The following is an 18,713-nucleotide window of genomic DNA, read 5'->3' on the forward strand; positions in this document are numbered from 1 at the left end:
TTCGTCTCACGCTAGGCGCGCATGACCGTCCACACCTGTTCGACATACGGCGCCTCGGCCAGCGCGGACAGGGGATCTGGCGTGTCAGGCGCGATCATGCGCCCGCGCGCGGTCGTGGTCAGCGGGGAGTCGTGGAACGGGTACGGGTCCAGCGTCACGCATCCCTCGCCTGCCGGAGTCAGCACGATTTCCTTTTCGTCGCCCAAACTACGCGGTACCTTCGGGAAGTTGTAGGGCTTCTGCAGCGTGGGATGTCGCAGGTTCAAGATAATCGCCAGCGCGTCGAAGAACTGGAGACGGCGGTAGTTCGCCATCAGCGCATCGGGCGTGCAGAATGCGGCAACGGCAGGATCGGCCATGCATACGTCGCGCAGGCGCGTTTGGCGCATGTCCTCCGCCGCGAGCATCGACTCGGCGGCCGGTTTCAGCGCAGGCGGGATGATATCGATCGACGCGTTCATCACGCCGTAACGCCCGTTGTAAAGGCCGGTCGTGTGCATCGACGCCAGCAGCCCGCAGTACGGGTGATAGGCTTCGGCTACTTCCGGCGAGATCGCGTGCGGGCGCATCAGCGTCGGCCACGGCGTATCGGCGAGATTGTACGGCAGGTTCGTGCTCGGGTCGATCAGAGGATCGGCGTCGATTTCAATCCATCCGTCGTCATGGTGTGCGGTCACCCACACCATCAGATCGTCAGGCATGAGCGGCCCGAACGCGCCGCCGCCAAACGCTTCGGCGAATTGACCGCTCAGGGCTGCGTGGTCGATATGCCGGATGACGAATCGAGGCATGCCCGCGGGAGCTGTCTGCACGATCATCGCGGATTCCCTAGCTTGAACACTTCGAGCACTGCGGGTTCAAGGTCGATCAAAGAGTCGGGGTCGGCATTCTCCGGCACCTGATAGCGTACCGAATCGACTGCCGAGCGAAGCGCTTGATCGCGCGAACTGCTGATGATGCGTCCGGCGACTTCGCGAAAGAGCGCCGCATCTCCCAACCGGAGCGCGAGGACGAGCGCGACGGCGTTCATCTCGCGCGATGCGTCGAGATTGCTTCGATACCCGAGGTACGTGGCGAAATGATGCGCCATGCGGATCGTCAATGGCAGGCTCTCGACCTGATCGGCGATGGCGTACAACCCGGTTGCCAAAACTTCGAGATCGAACCCGCCGCGTTCGATCCGCGACAGATAGTACACCGCCTGAATCTGCGGGAGCGGATCCTTGACCGACTCTGCGCCGAAGCGGCCGCGGACGAAATAATCCCGGGCGCGCGTGACGTTTCCGAGCAGCAGGTGGCACTCCCCGGTGACGACCATCAGCAGCGGCGCGATCCAACTTGCGCCATGGGGCAGACGATCGAGCAGTGCATCAAGCATCGCGATGGCGTTTTCGAGGTCGTCGGCGACGACCGCCGTCGACGCCGCGAGCGCTTCCAGCACCCACCGCGCATAGGCGGACGCCGGCGGCACGTTCGTCTCGACCAGCCTGCGCGCCTCGGCGATCGTATCCGCCACCTTATCGTGCTGCTCGAGGATGGGATAGACGATGGCAGCCCATGCGACGGCGATACCGGCTTCGACCTGATAAGGCGTGCCGGCGAGCAAGTCCGCGCTTCGCCACGCTATGTCCGGAATCGACGCCAGCGAACGGGTGTGGTAGCGCGCGATTACGCTGTAGGCCAGCAGGCGTCCTTCCGCTGCGGGATGCGCGCTGAAGTCTAGCGTGCTCAACGCACGGTCGAACCACACTTCTGCCTCGTGTGCCCACGGCACGTAGCTGCTCCAGCACCCGACCTGCGAGAGCTGCAGGACAAGGTCGAACCGCTGGTGGTCAACAGCGTACGCCCATGCGCGGTCGATGTGCCCGCGCTCGGACTGCACGTTCGCAAAGCGCCGAATCTCCATCGTATCGAACAGAGCCTTGGCTTCGTGGTCGACCTGCCCTGCAAAGTGTTCGGCGCTGCGCCTCTCGGCCGCCGCGTTCAGCTCCGGATCGCGCTTGCGCTGCTCGGTCGCATACTGCCGAACGAGGTCGTGCATAACGAAGCGGCTGACCCCGCTGCGCCGCAGCAGCGCCTTTTCGAGCAGCACCTTAAGCGACTTGATGGTCGCGCCCGACACCGCCAGCGCGGCCTCGACGCTGAAGCTCTCGACCAACACACTCAAGCTGCAGAGCGCGTTCCGTTCTACTTCGTCCAGCCGCGCCCACGACCAATCGATGACGGCGCGTACACTGCGCGTGCGTTGAAAGGTCGCGGTCGAATCGCTTTGCAGCAGGTCCAGATTGCGCGTGATCTCGCGCCGGATGTCGGCAAACGACAAAAGGCCCGACCACTCCGCCGCGATTTCGATGGCCAGTGGCATCCCCTCGACCGACCGGCAGATCGCCGCGACCTCCGCGAGGTCCGCCGCCGATGGGATCATACCGGGGTTATGGTTCGATGCGATGTGTAGGAACATCTTCACAGCATCGCTGGCCGCACCGTCGTTGGCGGTTTCGCCGGTCGGGAACTGCACGCCGTCGAGCGAGAGCACGGTCTCGCCCGGCACGTGCAGCGCCTCGCGCGAAGTCACCAGCGCTTTGAGGTTGGGAGCGCCGATCAACAGCCGTGCAACGAGCGCGCCGATATTCGGCACCGTCTCGGCGCTGTCAAGCAGCAGCAGTACCGAACGTTTGCGCAGCAGCGCGACGATGTCGGCCTGAAGGTCGGTGGTGCCGCCACGCCGCAGCCCCAGCTCCTCGGCGATGGCGCGCAGGGCGGTGTCGGTGTCGATCGCGGCTGACAGTGGCACGTAGACCACGCCGTCGCCAAACATGTGACGGTTCTGTTCGGCGACTTGCAGCGCGAGGCGAGTCTTGCCGATGCCCCCGATTCCATACAGGGTGATCAAGCGCGTCGTCGGGTCGGCCAAGAGCTGCGCGAGCTGCTCCAGCTCGGTCGCCCGGCCGACGAACGGAGTCAGCGCGTACGGCAGCGCGTATTCGCCGGTCGTGCGGACGTCGGTCTCGATCGCGGCGGGTTCAAGCAGGTTCCAGTCGCGCGCGCGCTGGACGGCCTGTGTGCGGTTCTTTACGTATAACTTGCCGAAGATTTCCTTGAGATACCACTTGACCGTGTTGAGCGAGAGGTACGTCGTCTCTGCGATTTCTTGGTTGGACAAGCCATCGGCAACCAGCCGCAAGATTTCAAGTTCACGCTCACCAATGTCCAGTGTTTCGCGTGGTGCGTCAACTTCGCGCATTTCCACCCTTTGTATCCACCCGATAGTGTGGTGACCCACAATGCCTACCATTCTAAACTAACTTTCATCGGGTTACGCCCAAAGCTTTCGGGCAGCCCTACATCAATCCAATCCAAATCGAAAGGAAAAGTCACCCATGAACCGAGTCACGTCCCTCATCACCCTGATCGTCGCGCTGATGTCTGGCGCTGCGGTACTGGCCGCGCCGCTGCCCAACGCGCCGTGGTATGCCGTCGTGTGGGAGCGCACATCCGATACGCTGCATTGGATCAACGCAGCCGGCGAACAGCTCTCCATCGCACGTCCCAAAGTACAGGTCGAGGTCACCGACGTACGCCGCATTCAGGTTCACATGAGTCCGAACGGCCGCACGCTGGTCGTCACGTCACCCATCCAGCAGGGCGGGTACGGCATCGCGTTCTACGACCTTGAATCGGGCCAGTTCACCAACCTGTTCACCACCACCGCGGACGAAGAACCCAGCCGTGTTGGCGGCGCGCAGTTCACCGAGTCGGGCTCGCATTATGCGACCGCCCTGCGCAGCGCCAACGGAGACTGGCGTATCGTCGTGCTAACTGCCAACGGCAGCGAGAGCGCACAGCTCACCCGCACCAGCCCCAACCTGCCCGACAACTTCATCACCGACCCGACGTGGTGGGCGCGCATCGGCGACTTCAACGTCGACGAGGGCCTCGGTCAGGTGGTCGTGCGCTTGCAGCTCGTGACCGAACCCAGCACGCAGTTCATCACGTTCCCGTCGTTCACGTGGTATCCGTTCATGAACACGCCGATCGCACCTGATGGCCTCGCCTTCAACCCGTACACTGGCTTCGACGTGCTGCCCACCACCGGCGAGGTCGTGTTCCCGTGGTTCGACAAGGGCGGTCAATCCCCGCAGATCGCCACCGACGCGAACCTGATCGCCACGCAGGCCAACGTGCAAAGCGGCGCCATGATGGTGTTCGATGCTGGTAACGGCCGCGTCAACTCGGCCAAGTGGCTGCGCAACGGCGACTGGATCGGTTACCGTCTCGAAGACGGTGTGTTCGCCGAGCACATCGTCGTCAGCGACCGCAACGGCGGCGGCGCCAACCCGCTTGGCCCCAACTTCAACCGCGTCTACACCACGCCCGACGGCTTCGTCGCTAAGGACCCGACCGCGCAGCAGTTGGTCCACGTCACCGACCTGAACTACGAAGCGCGCACCAGCACGCCCGGCAGCATGATCTTTCAGGCGAACGGCCCGTTCGAGGTGATCTACACGACGCCGGCAGGCGCGGTCTTCTCGCTGCCCAGCGTCGACACACCGGTCGTTGCCAATGATCTCGGTGTGCAGGCTCCGCAGGCGGAATGCCCCGGCGCGCCGGCCCCACGGCTGAGTGTCGGAGCAGGTGCCCGCGTCACCTTCACCGACGGCACGCCGCTCAACGTGCGCCAGCAGCCCGGCGGCGCGCTGGTCACCACCCTTCAGGAAGGCACGCTCGTCGCCGTGATCGATGGCCCGCAGTGCTTGAACGGCTACCGCTGGTGGAACCTGCGCATGAACGACGGTGTCACGGGCTGGTCGGCCGAAGGCGACAGCGAAGACTACTACCTCGAGCCGATCATGGTGACCGACCTCACGATCTCCGCTGCGACCCCTGTGCCGCCGCGCGCCATCGAAACGCCGCTGATCGTCAGCGTGATCCCGACTGCAACACCCGCACGAGTCATCACGTCGGTCATCTGCTCCAACAGCCCGGCGGCCCGTGTTAGCGTCGGCAGCAACGCGTGGGTCGCTAACATCAACGGCACGCTGGCGGTCTACCAGAACGTCGACTCCGCCACCCCGTTGGCCAACATCGCACCGGGCACCATCATGTCCGTCATCGGCGGGCCGGCCTGCCGCACCAGCAACAACCAGCGCATGTGGCAGGTGAACGTCACCATCAATGGCCAGCCCGCGACGGGCTGGGTCACCGAGGGCAGCGGCAGCAACTACGCCATCACGCCGAACCCGCCGCGCGCCAACAACTAGGACTCTCGAGCGGGTGTACACCCTCTCCACTCCCGTACCTGCGTCTGCGGCGCGAACACGCCGCAGACGCAGATCAAGCGATGCACTAAGCAGCGAACAGCACAGACCGATATCGATCAAATCAGCATCAATCTCAAGGAGCATAAACCCTATGAAGCACGTAACCCGCACCCTCACCTTAGTCGCCCTGCTGCTCTTGTTCAGCCTCGTGCTGAACGCGCAGGCGATCCCCGGACTGGTCGTGTTCGGCGTCGAGCCGGACGAGATCGACTACATGCCGCAGGTGCCGCAGGGCGAACTGCCGCCGGCCCCGCTGAAGATCGCCGCCAACACGCCGGCCACGCCGCTTACGCCGGAGCTGGACCTTGGCGCTGGTGACACTGCCTGCGACGGCGGCGCGCTGAGCTTCCTCGAAGTGGGCAGCCATGCGATCGTCGCCCCGATGGCGCAAGCGCACGATGTCGCCGAGGAGATCGTCACCGAGCGTTTGACGATGATTGTCGATGCCGTCCGCGTCAACGAATACGCCCAGCCCAGCATGCCCGATGTCTTCGTGATGCCGTGGGACATGCGCTTCGGAAGCATCTCTGACGCGTTCGGGGGACTCGACGAATGGCTCGAGGAACTCGGCGAGGAAGCCGACTTCCCGGCTGACGAACCGCTGCCCAACGGCTTCCTTACTTTCCCTGTGCCGGTCGGCACGATCGTGGAGGTCGTGGGCGGACCGTACTGCTCGGAACGCTTCAACGACGCCACCGAGCTTAAGGACTGGACCGAGACTTACACGTGGTGGCAGGTGTCCGCGACGGTCGACGGCGTGACATATCCGTTCGTGTGGCTTCCTGAGACCGTCTTCGAGCAGGACTCCGAGTCCGACACCAAGTTCCTGACCGTGCTGCTCCGCCCGTATCAGGTCGTCGAGGTCAACCCGTGCATCGGCGTACTGCCGAGCCAGCTTTATGCCAGCCTAGAGGTCGAACCCGGCCCCGGCCCGTTGAACATCCGCGCCGAGCCTAATGGCGAGATCGTCGGACGGCTTGGCATGGGCGACAAGGTCACGCTCGGCGGCCCGCCGGAATGCGCGGGCGGCACGACGTGGTGGCCGACCGACCGCGGCTGGATCGCCGAGCGCGACCCGGAAACGCAGGTTGCCCTGCTGCTCCCGGCCGTGCAGGCTGCGCGCGAGGCTGCCCGCCGCGATCCCCCGCCGCCCACCCAGAGCGCGCAGGAGGCTCCGCCGCAGGTCGCTCCTCCAATCGTGCAGGTGACGGCACAGCCGACCCGCCCGCCGCGCCCGACGCAGACGCCAAGCGATCCCATCGGCGCGCCGAGCCAGCCCCCCAAGCGTTAACGGCGCACAGACCGATCCCGAACCCCGCCCTCATCCGGCGGGGTTCTTGATTAGCACAGGGGACGATAACCCTACCCGGCAGCGAGTGCGTTCGCGGCGCACAGCAGCGACGACAGGTTATGCTGAACGTAGTCAATGCGTACGTCGTAACCGTACAGCTCGCCCGTGAATCCGCCTAACGCCCGTGCCGGATCGGCCAGATACGTCGTGTCATCCGGCATGATCTGCGTCTGAAGCTGGAAGGCGATGCCGGCCATCACCGCATCGCGCACGTCGGCGGCGATCAACGCGTCGTCCTCTTCCAGTATTGGCAGCACGGCACACAGGCCTTCGGTGCGGGTCGCGGTCGGCGTCGAGCGCGGCGGATTATAGTAGCCGCCGATCCACGACTCCGGCACGCGCTCGCGATGCTGCGTCTGCACGATAATCCACGTCAAGCGCCGCACATAGGCGTAATCAACCCTTTCCGGATCAACTTCATGCAAGGCAGCAAGCGCGTAAAGCAGCCAATGGTCGTGCGGTATGTTTTCGTCGCCGATGCCGGCGTTCGACGCAATGATCGCCTCGATCCCGCGGTGAGCGGTATCCAGCCAACGCGGGTCGGGATCAAGCTGGTACAACCGCAGCAGGCCAAATGCCGCCTCACCCGGGTAGTAATCCGACTCGAAGTCGCGGACCTCGCCAGTCCCCGTGTTGACGATGTGAACCCATGTCCCGTCCTCGAACTGGGCGCCAACGATCCACTCCGCCAGCGCGCGCATCGTCGGGATATACTGCCTGTCGCCCGTTACTTCCGTGTACTCCGCCAGCGCAAGCAGCAGCAAGCCCTGCCCACCCAGCTTGACCTCGTCGTCTTCGATCAGGCACGCGACATCGGACCCGTTGACGGGGGCAACGCACGGGCCAACATTTGCGAGCGCGAACTGCAGCGCCTGATCGGCGGCGGCGCGACGACGTGGATCGGGCAACTCGTCTTCCAACTCATACATTGAGAATGTCGTGCCGGCATGGCGCAGCATGTTGTATGACCGTGACACCCGGCCCGTCCCCGCGTCGTACTGGTAGTCGAACCGGCCGTCGCGTCGCACACTCCGCGCGAGATAGTCGCCGGCGAGCAGCGCGGACTCGCGCAGCAGGTCGGGCGAGAGTGACTCCACGGAGAGACGCTTTGCGGTAAGCAGTTCGGCTTCCTCGCCGGAGCGCTGCACCGCCGTAACGGTTTGGAACCGGTACACATCGAGCGGCGTAAACGTGAGCGCATCCGTCAGCGCGCCGGTGTCGAATCCGCGCTCCGACGCGTAGTCGACCCACCGCTCGCGATCCATGATCCCGTTAGAGTCGAACAACTGGCGTGCTTCGATCTCGGCGGGCAGCGCGATTCCAAGCGCGACCGGATCGAACGCCAGCCCCCACACAGCACCACTTCGGCTTGTGCGGAACTCCGGCGCAATCAGTCGCTCGCGCACCAGTCCGTACGCGACATCGACGCGAATCACGGCATGGTTGGGAACCTCCCCGATGGCCTGCGTCCGCGTCGCCATGACCTGCTCGACCTCGTCAGCTGCGACCCACACGACTTTGGACGGCGCATCGGGTGTCGAGACAGTGAGCGCCGCCCAGATGACGGCCGGCCCGAGATCGTGTGCGGGCAGCGGTGAATCGGCATGCCGCACCGCGCCGGCCAGTTCCAGCGCGAGCGCTTCGGCCGCGGGCTGGTCAGGGAGCGAGAATGGTGGCGCCACTTGTGGTTGGGCAAGTGCCGCCGGCCCTACCACGAGACTCAGGCACAAGACAAACAGCATCAGACGTAAAGGGCGTATGTCAGTCAAAGCGTTTCATAACCCCAGTGCGGACAAGATCGAACTACACTAGCACGCGAATCGAATTGACGCCGCATTGCAAACGCTTGCATAGATGTCGCACGGCGATACAATCTCTGAAAGTCTGGGAGCAAGTGCAGCGATGGTTCGCTGTTCTGTTCCCGTAGTTCTGTTTGTTCGCGCTAGGCCGGCTTTGCGCCGAATGATTGCCTCAACAAAGGATATCCGCCATGTATGAACCAAAACCGGAACATAGATTTACGTTTGGGATGTGGACGGTCGGAAGTGTGGGCCGCGATCCGTTCGGCCTGCCCACCCGCGAACCCATCGACTACCGGCAGATTTGCCAGATGCTCGGCGAAGTCGGCGCGTGGGGCATCAACTTTCACGACAACGACCTCGTCCCCATCGACGCGACCGCCGCGGAACGCGCCGCACTTGTCAAAGGCTTCAAGCAGGCGATGGCCGACAACGGGATCGTGTGCCCGATGGCGACTACCAACCTGTTCACCGATCCGGCGTTCAAGGACGGCGCGTTCACCAGCAACGACCCACGAGTACGCGCCTACGCACGTCAGAAGGTGCTGCGGACGATGGACGACGCCGTAGAACTCGGGGCGAAAGTGTTCGTGTTCTGGGGCGGGCGCGAAGGCACCGAGACCGACTCGTCGAAGGGCGCCGTCGACTCGATCAAGCACACCCGCGACGCGCTCAACTTCTTCTGCGAGTACGTGATCGACAACGGATACGACCTCAAACTGGCGCTTGAACCCAAGCCCAACGAGCCGCGCGGCGACATCTACTTTCCGACTGTCGGCAGCATGCTCGCACTGATCGCGACGCTCGACCATCCCGAAATGGTCGGCGTGAACCCCGAGGTCGCCCACGAGCACATGGCCGGGCTGAACTTCATGCACGCGGTCGCGCAGGCGTGGGACGCCGGCAAGCTGTTCCACATCGACCTCAACGACCAGCTTTTCGGCCGTTACGATCAGGATTTCCGGTTCGGCGCGGCGATGATTAAGCAAGCGTTCTACCTCGTCAAGTTCCTCGAAGACGTCGGTTACAGCGGCAGCAAGCATTTCGACGCGCACGCGTATCGCACGGCTGATCATGCAGACGTCAAGGAATTCGCGAAGGGCTGCATGCGCACCTATTTGATCCTCAAGGAGAAGGCCGCGCAGTTCAACGCCGACGCCGAGATTCAGGCGCTGCTGGCCGAAATCCATGCCGACAGCGGCGATCAGGCCAGCGTGTTGGGCAAGTACAGCCGCGAGGCCGCGGCCAAGCTCAAGGCAACCGAATACGACCGCGAGGCGCTCGGAAAGCGCAGCCTGCCCTACGAACGGCTCGATCAGCTCACGGTCGAGGTGCTGCTCGGCGTGAGGTAAGGCGGACGGATTGGCACGCGTTGTGCGCCTGTAGCCCCTATCCTTTCGACACACCCCGCCGGCGCGAGGATCTCGCGCCGGCTTTGATTCCGACCAAGTGCTTGACAACACTTCCCAAAGCTAATATCATTAGCCTTGAACACTAACGCCATTAGCTTTGAGGACCGTACCCATGACCACACTCGCGCTATCTCGCCCGTCTATCAGTCTCTGGCTGCGACTCGAACACGCCGCGCTGCTGGCCCTCGTCGTCGCCGCTTACGCGCGGTTCTCCGGCGATTGGCTCGCCTTTGCGCTGCTTCTCTTCGTGCCAGACATCTCGATGATCGGCTACCTGCGTGGGCCGCAGATTGGCAGCATCGTCTACAATGCCGGCCACCTGCTCGCCGCGGCAGTCGCCGTCGTCGCGCTGGGACTAGCCGCTGAGAGCCTCGCCCTTGTGCAAATCGGATTGATCTGGGTAACCCACATCACGCTCGACCGCACACTCGGTTATGGCCTCAAGTATCCGACGTTTTTCAAAGACACGCACTTGCAGCGGGTGTAGCCATGCCCTACCCGTCGCAAGTGACTGACACGACGATCGTAGACACGGCCTCGGCGCTTATCGAACGCGATGGCGCCGAAGCCCTGTCGCTGGCGCGGGTCGCGACCGAACTGGGCATCAAGGCTCCGTCCCTGTATCGCTATTTCGACAGCAAGTCCGCGCTGCTGCAAGCCGTCAATCTGCGCACCAACCAGGCGCTAATCGCGGCGCTGATCGACGCCGCGGATGCTGCAGCATCACTGACGCACGCCGATCGTATCATGGCGGTCGCCCATGCTTACAGAGGGTTTGCCCATGCGCATCCGCGCGCCTACGCCCTTGCCTACAGCACGACCGACCGGTCGGCACAGCCCGATCCTGCGACGCTGGCGGCACTTGCGCAGCAAGTGCAAGCCATCGTCGCGCCCGTGTCCGGCAGCTCGCACTCGCTTGCCGCACTGCGCGGACTCTGGGCGCTCGTTCACGGCTTCATCGTGCTGGAGCTAACCGGCCAGTTCCAACGCGGCGGCGATCTGGACGCGGCGTACGGCTACGCGGTGGCCGGGTACGTCCGGGGAATTTCCTATGGCGCTGGCTAACCTGAAACATCGGATGTAACCTTTTGACGACCTCCGCATCTAACGTCTTAAGTGCGCCACATGTTAGTGCGCACTTCTCAGGAGGTGAGACATGGCATTCGCGAAGTTCATGGCAAGCGGCACGGGCCGCATTTTGCGCATCGTCGCAGGAATTGCGTTGATCGTCATCGGCCTGTTCGTCGTCAAGGACACGGCCGGAATCATTCTGGCGATCGTCGGCGTCGCGCCTCTGCTTGCCGGACTGCTCGACTTCTGCATTTTCGCGCCATTGTTCGGCCAACCGTTCAGCGGGCCGGCGATTCGTTCCAAGTAGTCACGTGCCGCCATCCGACCACGACTTTCTTGAAAGGCTCCGCCACCGCGACGCTTCTGCGCTGGCGGAGCTCTACGAACGCTACGCCGACCGGCTGTATCGGCTGGGTCGCCGCATCCTTCACGACTCCAACACTGCGGACGACATCGTACAGACCACATTCATGGCGTTGATCGAGAGCATCGACAACTTCGAGGGGCGTGCGTCGATCGGGACGTGGCTGTACCGGGTTGCCTACAACGAGGCACTCGCGCTGCTCCGCGCGCGTCAGCCCGTCCCTTTGTTCGAAGAGACAGACGACATTTCGCCGCCACAAGCCCTCTGCGACTGGTCGGCGCTGCCGGAAGACGCGGCGGATCACGCAGAAGCAGCCGGGCAGATCGACGCGGCGATGGAAGCGCTCCCACCGGTGTTACGGGCCGTGTTTCAGCTTCGCGACGTCGACGACCTCTCGACCCGTGACACCGCCGAGGCGTTGGGCATGACCGAAACGGCCGTTAAGGTCGCGCTGCACCGGGCGCGGCTTCGCCTCCGCGAACACCTGTCCGCGTACTTCATCGAATACCGGGCCTAGCCGGGGAGGTTGGGACATGGACTGCAGCACACTGTTGGCGCATCTGAGCGCCTATATCGACGGCGAACTGGACGACGACCTCAGCGAAGAAGCGCGCGAACATCTGGCGACCTGCCACAACTGCCGAATCACACTCGACAGCACCCAGCGCACAATCCTCCTGTACAAGGATCGCGCCAACGCGCTGCGCATGTCGGCGGACAAGAACCGTCGCCTCTATGACCAGATCGAAGCGGCGTTCAAGAAACGTACCAACCCGGACAAAGCTCCTTAACGGCGGGTCAAACGCATGCGCAGGCCGTTGGCCGGCGCTGTGGTGATCTGGCGCATCGGCACAGGTTCGAACCCCGGCTCTTTAGCGAAGTCCCAGCGGCCGACCATCTGCGCCAGCAGGATGTGCGCTTCCAGCATCGCGAAGTGATTGCCGATGCAAATGCGCGGACCGCCGCCGAACGGCCAATACGCGAACTTGTGCATCTTCGCCTCGTTCTCCGGCGCAAATCGCTCCGGTTCGAAGCGCTCCGGGGCGTCCCATCAGCGCGGGTCGTGATGCACTTGATACGGCGAGGTCAAAATAATGCTCCCGGCCTTGAGCGTGTAACCGCCCAGCTCGACATCGTCGGTGATGTAGCGCGGGATCGTCGATACGGTCGGTTCGTACCGCATCGCCTCTTTGATGACCATCTCGGTGTACGGGAGGTTGGGTAGATCGGCCAACGTCGGCGCTCGCCCGGCCAGCACCCGATCGACTTCGGCGTGCAGCTTCGCCTTGACGTCGGGGTGCTGCTCAAGCAGATAAAGCGTCCATGTCAACGTGTTGGCGGTCGTCTCGTGGCCGGCGAAGTACAGCGTCAGGATGTTGTTGCGAATGAAGTCGTCCGATGCCGGATTTCCGTCCTCGTCGCGGGTCTGCATCAACAGCCACAGCAAGTCCTGCGACCCGTCGTGCCCCTTGCGTTTGCGTTCCGTCACGATTTCATCGACCAATGCGTCAAGCCCGTCGTTGACGTCCTGCGCCTTACGGTCGCGCCGGCGGCCAAACGGACCGGGCGGGTCCATGACGGTATCGGCCATGGCAATCGTCTGTGCCCGCCTGCTCAGGTCTTCGAGGTCGGCCCGGAAGCCGGCATCCATGCCGAACATCAATTTGGAGATGATCCACAGCGTGACCTGCATCATATCTTCGTGCAGGTTGCGCACCTCGCCCTCCGACCACGACGCCAACAAGCGCTCGCCGGCAGCAGCCATGTCGTCGGCATAGCTCTCGATGTGCTTGGCGTGCATCAACGGCTGAATCAACTTGCGCTGCGGACGCCACTCGACGTGGTCGGCGGTCAGGATGCCCATGCCGAGGAACCGACCGAGATTCCGCGGCTTGTCGGAAATCTTCGTCGGCTTATGAAACTCGCTGTAGCGCTTGACGTAGATCTCGTGCAGCAGGTCGGGATGAGATACGAGGTACAAGCGGCGGCCGAGCACCGAAAGCTGGACGATGTCGCCGTACTCGGCCGCGACCTGCGTCAAGTACTGGACCGGCGAGCCGCTGCTGGTGCGCATGTTCAACAGATTGCCGATGATCGGCAGTCCCGGCGCGCGCGGCGGCGCCTTCACAGCCATCGTTGTTACGGCTTGAGTCGTCATGGTTCCTCGTCACTCAAACGCTAATCTCGATTCACATAATACAGGCGTTGTCGCGTGCTCGAAGACGCGGTCGCTCACCGGCGTTACAGGGCCGACAGCGCCGGCGCGGTCATCGTGTCGGGCCTCGCGAGTCCGAGCAAGCTCAGCACGGTCGGCGCGACCGACAACTGCGAGACCGGCTCGTCCATGCGCCCGCGCCCTTTCATCTCGGGTGGCATGAAATACAGCGGCACACGCCGCGCCTGCGTGAGTGGGCCGCCATGCACGCCCCCTACGCCGACTACCGCACTGTCACTGATCCCGTGATCGCCGGTGACCAGCACCGTATAGCCCAGCGCGTGCGCCGCAGGCAGCATGTAACTGATGACACCATCATGGTAGATGACCTGCTTGCGATAGGCTTGGCTGTCCCCGCCTTCGCGCTCGCCGATCACGTCCAGTCCCGACGGATGAATAAGCAGGTAGTCCGGCGCAAACCGCGTCATCAACATCCCGCCCAACGTGAACAACTCAAGGTCTGGGAACTCGTCGCTGCGGTAGAAGCGCCCGTGCTGAATCGGCAGGGAGTCGTCGTCGGTCTCGATGTCGCGCACAATGTCGAACGGTGCGCGGTTGTACAGCTCGGAGAAGAAGTAGTACCCGGCGGCGGCGGTTGTTTTGCCGGCGTCGACGGCAATCTTGAACACGTTGGGCATGATCGACGTGCGCACGACCGAGTTGTTGAGGATGCCGTGCACGCTGGACGGCACGCCGGTGTGCAGCGTCTCGTACATGGGCCGCGACATGCTCGGCAGCTCGCCGATCACCGTCCAGCGGGTGGCTTTCTTAGCCTCGACGAGGTGTTCGAGATAGCCCATGTGCTGGGCTGCCACGTCGTCGCGCAGCGCATCGCAAACGATCAGGATGACTTTAGACATAGAGCCTTTGACCCTTTCACGCCCGACCCATTAGAAAACCCGATGGCACGCGTAAGCACTTCGGCGTCGCTGTCACCGCAAATCACCGGTAGAGTGTACGCATCAGATCGCAACGTTACGAGAAACACGTATCCATGGCCAAGAAATCGAAATCCCGGAAGGCGAACAACCGTCTGCCCCTGCTGTTGATCGGCGCGGTCGGCGCGGCCTTGATCGTCGCCGCTGTCGTGCTGTTCGCAGGCGGTGGCGCACCGGTGGCAGACACGGGCGTGCAGGCGCTCTCGCCGTCCGGCTATCAGGCACAGTTCACCAGCAACACGCCCCACGTCCTGCTGGACGTTCGCACGCCGGCCGAATTCGCCGAGGGTCACATTCCCGGCGCGCTCAACATCCCGGTCGATTCGCTGCAGAGCCGGCTCTCGGAAGTCCCGTCCTACGTGCCAGTCGTGGTCTACTGCCGCAGCGGCAACCGCAGCGCGACCGCGTCGCAAATCCTCGACCGCGCGGGCTACGACTCGGTGTATGACCTCGGTGGAATCATCGCATGGTCTGCACAGGGCCTGCCCGTCACGTTCGACTAGCTCACTTTTCCGAACCCACATCGCAATCAGGAGCACAACCATCCATGCAATTCATCAAGACGCTGTTTCAGACCGACTCCTCCAACATCAGCGCGGTGGAAGCCAACGAACGCATCGCCAACGGCGCGACTGTGGTCGATGTCCGACAGCAGCAGGAGTACGTCGACGGCCACATTAAGGGCGCCAAGCTGATCCCGCTGAACGAGCTGTCGAGCCGGATGAACGAACTGCCGAAGGACCGCGAACTGGTGATCGTGTGCCGGTCAGGCTCTCGCAGCAGCGTTGCCACCCGGCAGCTCAACGGCGCCGGCTATAACGCAGTGAACCTGAGCGGCGGCATGATCGCTTGGAGTGGCGCACGCCTGCCGATCAAGCGGGGGCGCTAGCCCGACAGGACACTCCGCCCTCATCCGGCGGCGCACGTTGTGGTACATTCGCGGCCTGTTCGATCTCGGATAGGCCGCTTTGATTTGTCCCGCAATCGACTCATCCTCGCCCTCCTGACCGTCTTCATCGCCGTCGTGCCGACGATCATGGCGTCGGTGCTGCTTTGGCAGTACAACGACGCCACGCTGTTCGACGTGATCCCTGCCCAAAGCGACGAGATCATGTTCTGGCACCAGTCGGCCACGTTCGCCGAAGCGGGATTCGGCGGGGGTTACTACACGGCCTACGAACTGACGCCGCGAATCGGCGGATTCTACGCATGGGGGCTGGCCGCGCCGGTACTCTACGGGTCGATCGGCGCGGTGTTTGGCTGGCCGTTGTGGGCTATCGCCGTGATCAACCTCGCGGCACTGGCCGCGGCCGTCGTCGCGTACGCGTGGCTGACCCGCTCCACAGTCGAACAGGTAGCATGGCTCGGCGTGTTCCTCGCGCTGTACCACCCGCTCAACAACTACGCGCCGACCGGTTACATCGAAGTCCTGAACATGGCGCTGGCGCTTGGGCTGGCCGGCGGATTCGTGCGGCTGATGCGCGCATGGCGTGAAGGCCAGCCCGTCCCGCGCGGGGCGGCAATCTTCACCGGCGCGGTCTTGCTCTACGCGGCTTTGCTGCGCGCGCCGTGGGCCGTGCTGTTCCTTCCGCTGCTGCTGTTGATCGACCGACCCGCGACACTGCCCCGCACGCTCTGGACGGCCGGCAAATCGGTCGCCTTGGCGCTCGTGCCGGTCGCGCTCTACGCGCTGACCTCTGCCCCTTACCCCGAGACCATCCTGAGCCGGATCGCGCGCAACCCGTCGATCGAGCGCCTGATGCGGATCACCGGACGGAACATCGAGCGCAACACGGCGCTGTTCATGGACGGCGACCACCTCGAACTGCACGTGCGCATCGCTGCCGTCGTGCTGGCGCTGGCGCTCACCATCGTCGTGGCGGTCGTTGGCTGGCGGTTGTTGCGCAAGCGAGGCATTTCCGAACGCTGGCGGCTTCCGACGGCTGAGGCGTCGCTGACGTGGTTCACGCTCGTTACGCTGCTCGCGTTCATCATCGTGGTGTACGACATCCACGGTCTGCGTGGCTATCGCATGTTGGCCGGCGCACTGCTGATGGCGTTCGGCATCACGCTGGCCTTCAAGCGGCGATGGCTGATCGTGCCAGCGGTGGCGCTGCTGGCGGTGGCGTTTCCGTACAGTACGCACTTCTACGACCTGAACACCAACTTCCAGACCGCGCCAGAAAAGCACGCCCGGTACGACGAGTTCAAGCCGCTGCTGGCCGACGTGCTGATCTACGACTCTACGCAGTCCGACCGCTGGTGCAACACGGCGCTGTTCGACCTGTTCTATCTGCTGGGCGAGACGTCGGTCATGGTGGCGGTGCCGCCCGGCTACGGTGCGTCGATCACCGAGGCTGTACCGGAGGGCGACATGCCCATTCCGCCCCGTTCGCGCTACCTCGGCCTGCGAGACACGACCTACGCGCAGTATGCCGACCAGCTCAATGTCGAGCAAGTGCTGCCGCTGCCGGAAGGCATGCTGTACCGCAACCTCGATGCAAACTGCCCGGCTCAATAGCGGTCGATCACGTACCGCGAGAGAATCAGCGCCGCCGCCGAACCGGCATACGCGCCGTACGGACCGAACGCCATCGCGACCGGATCGGACGCATCCGCATGTTCCGGCCAGTACATGCGCACCGCCGCTTGGAGCGCGACATCGTTGGACGGGGCGTGACTGGCCGGACCGAACGCTCGCATGTGGATCATCAGTGCGGTCCACGGCCCGATGCCCTTTATCGCCAGCAGCCACTTCAGCCGCGCCGATTCGTCCATGTCGTGCAGGGCAAGGAGGTCGAGCTTGCCGTCGACGACCTCCTGCGCGAGCCGAATCAGCAGGCCCGAGCGCCGGTCGGTGATCTTGAGCGGCTTGAGGTCCGTCGTCGTCAGCCCGGCTAACGCCTCAGGTTCGGGCGCGCACCAATAGGTTCTGCCGGCGTGTTCGATGGATGCGCCGGCGAGTTCGCAGATGATCCGCTGTGCGCGCTGTGCCCCGACCCACGAGATCTGCTGTTCGATGATCGTATAGACGAGCGCCTCGAACAGCGTGTCCGATCGCGGCAGTGGCAGCCCCCAGATCGGTTCGAGCGGCGCGCGCAGGGCGTCGGACACGCCTTCTGCCCAATGCCAGAACTCGTTCACGCGGGACTCCAGCGCCAATACCCACCGCGCGCGGGCCGCCAGTTCGGACCAGTCGGCGTCCGCCCCGACCACCGCCTGCACACGCAGCCGATCCTCCCCCACTTGACGCACGTCGAGCAGCACCGGCCCGCGCGGCGTCATGAATGCGCGCCGGTATGCGCCATGTATGGCATGATCGACGGTCGGGCTGCGCCAGCGCGATAGCAGCGTAAGCAGACGGTCAAACCGGTACGTCGGTGCGACGGGAGTTTCAAAGCTGTGGCGATTGGGCATGCGGCTCAGTGTACCGCGAACGTCGACAGCCTGAGTATCCGAATTCACGGGGCGTTATTTGTGCACTCAATCACAATTAAGCCGCCTACGATATAGTCTTGACCATAGCACCACACAGTGAGGAGTAACACGGTCCATGAACTTCTTTCAGTCCAGAGAAAAACAGGGGATCGGCGTCGGCGCCGTCGCGCCTGATTTCGAACTCAACGATCAAAACGGAAACCTCGTGCGCCTGAGCACGTTTCGCGGCAGCAAGAACGTCGTTGTGTTCTTCTACCCGCGCGCTAGTTCACCGGGTTGTACCGCCGAAGCGTGCTCGTTCCGCGACCAATTCGAGGACTTCGTGGACGCCGGCGCGGAAGTAATCGGAATCAGCACAGACCCAGTCGATGCTCAGGCGGCTTTTGCGAGCCATAACCGCCTGCCGTTTACCCTGCTTTCTGACACGAACGGCGACGTCACTAAAGCGTTCGGCGTTCCCAATTGGATGGGTATGTTGCCCGGGCGCACGACGTATGTCATCGACCGCGACGGCGTCGTTCAGCACGTCTTCAACAGCCAGATGAAGGTTCACAACCACGTCAAGGAAGCACTCGAGACACTCAAGCGGCTGTCCTAGCGCAAGTCCAGACCGCCTGACCGTCGCGGCCTGCCGACAAACCGATCGTGCACACCCGTATGGCGGTCAGCAGATATGACGTTTGGCATCACATGCCATGACGGACATCACAGCGGTAACCGATGCGAACGTGAGACAATTCGATTAACCCGTACGCACCACGTACCATCGCACTGAAAAGTGCGTGCGGAACCGCAACATTCGTT

At 63.5% G+C, this 18,713-nt stretch carries 18 protein-coding genes and 1 pseudogene; 12 read left to right on the top strand and 7 right to left on the bottom strand.

The window, feature by feature from the left end; all coding sequences use genetic code 11:
* Positions 1-11: 11 nt before the first annotated feature.
* Complete coding sequence (locus tag IPM16_11450; GenBank protein MBK9123718.1) at positions 12-818, bottom strand: DUF3891 family protein; 807 nt, start codon at positions 816-818, stop codon at positions 12-14.
* Positions 815-3,244 (bottom strand): winged helix-turn-helix transcriptional regulator, encoded by a 2,430-nt coding sequence (locus tag IPM16_11455; protein MBK9123719.1) that lies wholly within the window; start codon positions 3,242-3,244, stop codon positions 815-817. The genes IPM16_11450 and IPM16_11455 overlap by 4 nt, the downstream gene beginning before the upstream one ends.
* A gap of 136 nt (positions 3,245-3,380) precedes the next feature.
* Here IPM16_11455 and IPM16_11460 point away from each other — a divergent pair, with 136 nt between their 5' ends.
* Entirely contained in the window at positions 3,381-5,261 is a 1,881-nt protein-coding gene (locus IPM16_11460; GenBank protein MBK9123720.1) for a hypothetical protein, read from the top strand.
* 151 nt (positions 5,262-5,412) lie between these two features.
* Positions 5,413-6,612, top strand: coding sequence for a hypothetical protein (locus IPM16_11465; protein ID MBK9123721.1), 1,200 nt, complete (start codon positions 5,413-5,415; stop codon positions 6,610-6,612).
* A gap of 71 nt (positions 6,613-6,683) precedes the next feature.
* Here IPM16_11465 and IPM16_11470 read toward each other — a convergent pair whose 3' ends face one another.
* The gene (locus tag IPM16_11470; GenBank protein ID MBK9123722.1) at positions 6,684-8,441 is read right to left on the bottom strand and encodes a hypothetical protein; all 1,758 of its coding nucleotides are present in this window, start codon (positions 8,439-8,441) and stop codon (positions 6,684-6,686) included.
* Between the two features lie 221 nt (positions 8,442-8,662).
* Here IPM16_11470 and IPM16_11475 point away from each other — a divergent pair, with 221 nt between their 5' ends.
* From IPM16_11475 to IPM16_11500, 6 genes are all read left to right on the top strand, one after another.
* Positions 8,663-9,823, top strand: coding sequence for a xylose isomerase (locus IPM16_11475; protein MBK9123723.1), 1,161 nt, complete (start codon positions 8,663-8,665; stop codon positions 9,821-9,823).
* Between the two features lie 172 nt (positions 9,824-9,995).
* Entirely contained in the window at positions 9,996-10,370 is a 375-nt protein-coding gene (locus IPM16_11480; protein ID MBK9123724.1) for a DUF4260 domain-containing protein, read from the top strand.
* A gap of 2 nt (positions 10,371-10,372) precedes the next feature.
* Positions 10,373-10,948 (top strand): TetR/AcrR family transcriptional regulator, encoded by a 576-nt coding sequence (locus tag IPM16_11485; protein MBK9123725.1) that lies wholly within the window; start codon positions 10,373-10,375, stop codon positions 10,946-10,948.
* 91 nt (positions 10,949-11,039) lie between these two features.
* Positions 11,040-11,261, top strand: a complete 222-nt coding sequence (locus IPM16_11490; protein ID MBK9123726.1) for a DUF2892 domain-containing protein — start codon at positions 11,040-11,042, stop codon at positions 11,259-11,261.
* A 4-nt stretch (positions 11,262-11,265) separates the two neighbouring features.
* Entirely contained in the window at positions 11,266-11,835 is a 570-nt protein-coding gene (locus IPM16_11495) for an RNA polymerase sigma factor (GenBank protein MBK9123727.1), read from the top strand.
* A gap of 16 nt (positions 11,836-11,851) precedes the next feature.
* Positions 11,852-12,109 carry a zf-HC2 domain-containing protein gene (locus IPM16_11500; GenBank protein ID MBK9123728.1) on the top strand — a complete coding sequence of 86 codons (258 nt, stop codon included), beginning with the start codon at positions 11,852-11,854 and terminating at the stop codon, positions 12,107-12,109.
* Here the strand turns inward: IPM16_11500 and IPM16_11505 are convergent.
* The 3 genes and pseudogenes from IPM16_11505 to IPM16_11515 form a co-directional block, all read right to left on the bottom strand.
* Positions 12,106-12,363: pseudogene (locus IPM16_11505) on the bottom strand (cytochrome P450). The gene IPM16_11500 and the pseudogene IPM16_11505 sit on opposite strands and share 4 nt — an antisense overlap.
* A 6-nt stretch (positions 12,364-12,369) precedes the next feature.
* On the bottom strand, positions 12,370-13,476 hold the full coding sequence (locus tag IPM16_11510) for a cytochrome P450 (GenBank protein MBK9123729.1): 1,107 nt from the start codon (positions 13,474-13,476) through the stop codon (positions 12,370-12,372).
* 83 nt (positions 13,477-13,559) lie between these two features.
* The gene (locus IPM16_11515) at positions 13,560-14,393 is read right to left on the bottom strand and encodes an alkaline phosphatase family protein (protein MBK9123730.1); all 834 of its coding nucleotides are present in this window, start codon (positions 14,391-14,393) and stop codon (positions 13,560-13,562) included.
* 134 nt (positions 14,394-14,527) lie between these two features.
* Between IPM16_11515 and IPM16_11520 the strand changes: the two genes are divergently transcribed.
* From IPM16_11520 to IPM16_11530, 3 genes are all read left to right on the top strand, one after another.
* Positions 14,528-14,974 carry a rhodanese-like domain-containing protein gene (locus IPM16_11520; GenBank protein MBK9123731.1) on the top strand — a complete coding sequence of 149 codons (447 nt, stop codon included), beginning with the start codon at positions 14,528-14,530 and terminating at the stop codon, positions 14,972-14,974.
* Positions 14,975-15,018: 44 nt separating this feature from the next.
* The gene (locus IPM16_11525) at positions 15,019-15,360 is read left to right on the top strand and encodes a rhodanese-like domain-containing protein (protein ID MBK9123732.1); all 342 of its coding nucleotides are present in this window, start codon (positions 15,019-15,021) and stop codon (positions 15,358-15,360) included.
* A gap of 84 nt (positions 15,361-15,444) precedes the next feature.
* Positions 15,445-16,992 (top strand): hypothetical protein, encoded by a 1,548-nt coding sequence (locus tag IPM16_11530; protein ID MBK9123733.1) that lies wholly within the window; start codon positions 15,445-15,447, stop codon positions 16,990-16,992.
* Here IPM16_11530 and IPM16_11535 read toward each other — a convergent pair.
* Positions 16,986-17,888, bottom strand: coding sequence for a DNA-3-methyladenine glycosylase 2 family protein (locus IPM16_11535; GenBank protein MBK9123734.1), 903 nt, complete (start codon positions 17,886-17,888; stop codon positions 16,986-16,988). The genes IPM16_11530 and IPM16_11535 overlap by 7 nt on opposite strands.
* A gap of 136 nt (positions 17,889-18,024) precedes the next feature.
* Between IPM16_11535 and IPM16_11540 the strand changes: the two genes are divergently transcribed.
* Positions 18,025-18,507, top strand: coding sequence for a peroxiredoxin (locus tag IPM16_11540; GenBank protein ID MBK9123735.1), 483 nt, complete (start codon positions 18,025-18,027; stop codon positions 18,505-18,507).
* Positions 18,508-18,713 lie beyond the last annotated feature (206 nt).

The sequence above is a fragment of the Candidatus Flexicrinis affinis genome, assembly GCA_016716525.1.
GTDB lineage: Bacteria > Chloroflexota > Anaerolineae > Aggregatilineales > Phototrophicaceae > Flexicrinis > Flexicrinis affinis.